The sequence below is a fragment of the Candidatus Obscuribacterales bacterium genome (assembly GCA_036703605.1).
Lineage (GTDB): Bacteria > Cyanobacteriota > Cyanobacteriia > RECH01 > RECH01 > RECH01.
In genome coordinates, this window is record DATNRH010000880.1 from 1 (window position 1) to 2750 (window position 2750).

Genomic DNA, 2750 nt, shown 5'->3' on the forward strand with positions numbered 1-2750 from the left:
GCACTCCTCCATTGTCGATATTGAAGCGAGGCAGGGCAGCGATCGCATCTACAACAGCCAAATCACGATTGGAGCGCAGTTGCCCAAAGACCGTAAATCCACCATTTTGAGCATCCAAATTGGCCGAATTGTCGTCAAGGTTAAAAAACCACTGGCTGGTGGCGCTATTGGGATTGCCATCGACCTTAGCCATGGCGATCGTGCCCCGGAGGTTGGAGCGATCGCTGCTGAACTCATTGACAACCGGCGGATTGGTGGGAATAGTGGCAATTGGAACGGTAGACGGTGCAGAAAAGTCATCCACCGTAAAGCCACCCCCCTGCACAATGAAGCCAGGCAACGATCGATGGATAATCGAATTGACATAGGCCCCATCGTTCACATAAGTCTGAAAGTTTTGCACTGTTTGCACAGCTCCGCCCCCGGCTTGGTCAAACAAGACCACCTCCGCCACACCACCCCCTAGGGATGTGTCATACAACACAAAGCGAGCTACCAATCCCGTTGTCAGCGGATCATCGAAATTATTGCCGAGATTAATCAAGCGGTCGGGGGCATTTTTGTCCGCATTAATATCCCTTAACGGAGTTACCGTAATCGCCACAGGCATACCTCTCGCAACTGTTGCACAACACCATGCTCATGGATAATTTAACCTAGTTCTGCCACAATCGATCGCAACGACTCCAGGATTCTACTGATATGCCAGCCACACCTAGTCCCCGTACTATTCTCGAAACCCTGCTGCCCCATCTGCGGGTGGCCGCCCGCTATGCCCATCAGATTCAAACCAGCATCGTGGCTCTTCCTGACAAGGGCGATGCCAGCAATGCCTTTGCCGCAGCCCTCACGGCGGCAGATCTATCGGTGCAAACAGCGGTGGAGGTGGCGCTCTTGGGTACCTTTCCCCATCTGCATTTCTATGGCGAAGAGTATGAAAAATCCTTCAATACCGGCTATGTGCGATCGCAAGACCTCAGCCCGCCGGGCAATTATTTGGTGACCCTCGACCCCATTGATGGAACGCGTTTCTACGTGGATGGCCATGACAACTACCAGATCCTGCTGGGCGTCTTGGGCTGGGACGAGTTTGAGGCAGTATTGGCGATTACTCCCGCTCAGAACCGTTATGCCTATGCGCTGCGGGGGGAGGGGCTGGTTCAGGGAGCCCTGCACGAGGATCTCGATGCCTGCACCCCGGTGCAGATCGAACAACCGCAAGCCGCTATTCTCCTGGGCTCGGCCATGACCAAGGTCAAGCCCTATTTGCCCAATACCTATGAGGCGATCGCTGTGGAAACTGATTATGACCAAGTGCGGAGGATTCCCAATGTTAACGGCGTTTTGACAGGGGAGTTAGCCGGAGCCGTGCTGCGGGGCGGTAAGTTCATTGACGGTGCAGCGATCGCCTTCTTAGCCACCGAGATGGGCTATGTGGTCACCACCCACCAGGGTGAACCGCTGCCCCCGCTCCACACCTGTTCTGACTACGCTCGACCAGGGCTGATCATTGCCGCCTCTGCCAAGGTTCACCAGGATCTGCTCCACGCCGTCCAAGCCGCGATCGCCCGCGACGCCACCGAGTCCTCTGAGGCGTAAGTAACCCGCTTATTGGCTGAGGCAGGAAACCTTGGGTGTCCTAGACTTCCTTTTCGTTCTTCTGTCTTCGTTCCTCTGCCCTGCAGTACTAAGATCTACGGTTGGTGAAAAAGACACCCGTAACGACCAACAGTCCCCCCAGGGCCAAGGATGGCGTAAACGGCTCCTGCAGAATCACAAGACCGGCAATCACCGCCACCACCGGCACGAGCGTTATAAACACCGATGCCCGGGCCGGGCCAATGGCCTGCAGACCCTCGTAGTACCAATAAAATCCAACCACGGTACCGAGGGCTGCCAGGTACAAAATGCCTAGCCAAGCAGCGGGAGCCACATCACCCCAGTCGGTGAGCAAGCCATCTTGAATTGCCGGAATGATAAACAGCGGTGTGCCGATCAGACAAGCATAGGTGGTAGCCGTCAGGGGTGATAGATCCGCCATCACCCACTTGCCCACCAGGGTATAGATCACCCAGCAGATCACACAGCCCACTAAAAAGAGATCGCCTAGGGTAATGCCCTGAGACAACAATGCCCAAGGCTGTCCGTTACTAATCACCAGCGTGGCTCCCAGCAACGCCGCCGCAATGCCCACCAGCCGGGATGGGGTCAGGCGATCGCCAAAGACTAGCGCGGCACCTAGAGCAATCACACTGGGATTGGTGGTAATAATCAACGAGGCGCGGCTAGCGGGCACGGTTTGCAGTCCCAAAAAGAAAAAGATGTTGTAGGCAAAAATACCGCTCAACCCCAGCAGCGTCAGGGGTAAAATATGTCGCCGTTGTAGGGGCGGCAGTCCACCTTCGCGGTAGAGCGTCCAAGCCACAAGGATCACCGTAGCCACACCGTAGCGATAGAAGGCTGCGCAGATCGGCCCCATACTTTGTACGGCAATACGTCCAGCAATGAAGGTGCCACCCCAGATCAGGGTCATGCCCGTTAATTTGAGATAGATCCAGAGGAGCGATCGCCCCTGGGGAGGAGAACTAGAGAGGTTGGGCAGGGTCATGAATGCCTTGGACAAAGGTGAACAGTCTACACAGAGTCGTGACGATAGAATAGCGATCGCCCGCGTTGTCTACATCCTCCACTGGTATGAACCTACCGTTATGAATACACCAGCCCACATTGCCCTCAACCTACTTTGTATT

Annotated in this window: 3 protein-coding genes; 1 reads left to right on the forward strand and 2 read right to left on the reverse strand. The window is 55.3% G+C overall.

All coding sequences use genetic code 11. The features are described from left to right. A partial coding sequence (locus tag V6D20_18085; GenBank protein HEY9817692.1) for a peptidylprolyl isomerase occupies window positions 1–604 on the reverse strand: 604 nt, incomplete at its 3' end. A gap of 98 nt (window positions 605–702) precedes the next feature. Here V6D20_18085 and V6D20_18090 point away from each other — a divergent pair. Beyond that, window positions 703–1599 (forward strand): inositol monophosphatase family protein, encoded by an 897-nt coding sequence (locus V6D20_18090; GenBank protein HEY9817693.1) that lies wholly within the window; start codon window positions 703–705, stop codon window positions 1597–1599. Window positions 1600–1687: 88 nt separating this feature from the next. Here V6D20_18090 and V6D20_18095 read toward each other — a convergent pair whose 3' ends face one another. Beyond that, window positions 1688–2608, reverse strand: a complete 921-nt coding sequence (locus tag V6D20_18095; protein ID HEY9817694.1) for a DMT family transporter — start codon at window positions 2606–2608, stop codon at window positions 1688–1690. Between the last annotated feature and the right edge of the window lie 142 nt (window positions 2609–2750).

Bases quoted from the DNA above. Each gene is read 5' to 3' on its own strand.
- V6D20_18090 (HEY9817693.1), top strand. From the start codon at position 703: ATGCCAGCCACACCTAGTCCCCGTACTATTCTCGAAACCCTGCTGCCC.
- V6D20_18095 (HEY9817694.1), bottom strand. From the start codon at position 2,608: ATGACCCTGCCCAACCTCTCTAGTTCTCCTCCCCAGGGGCGATCGCTC.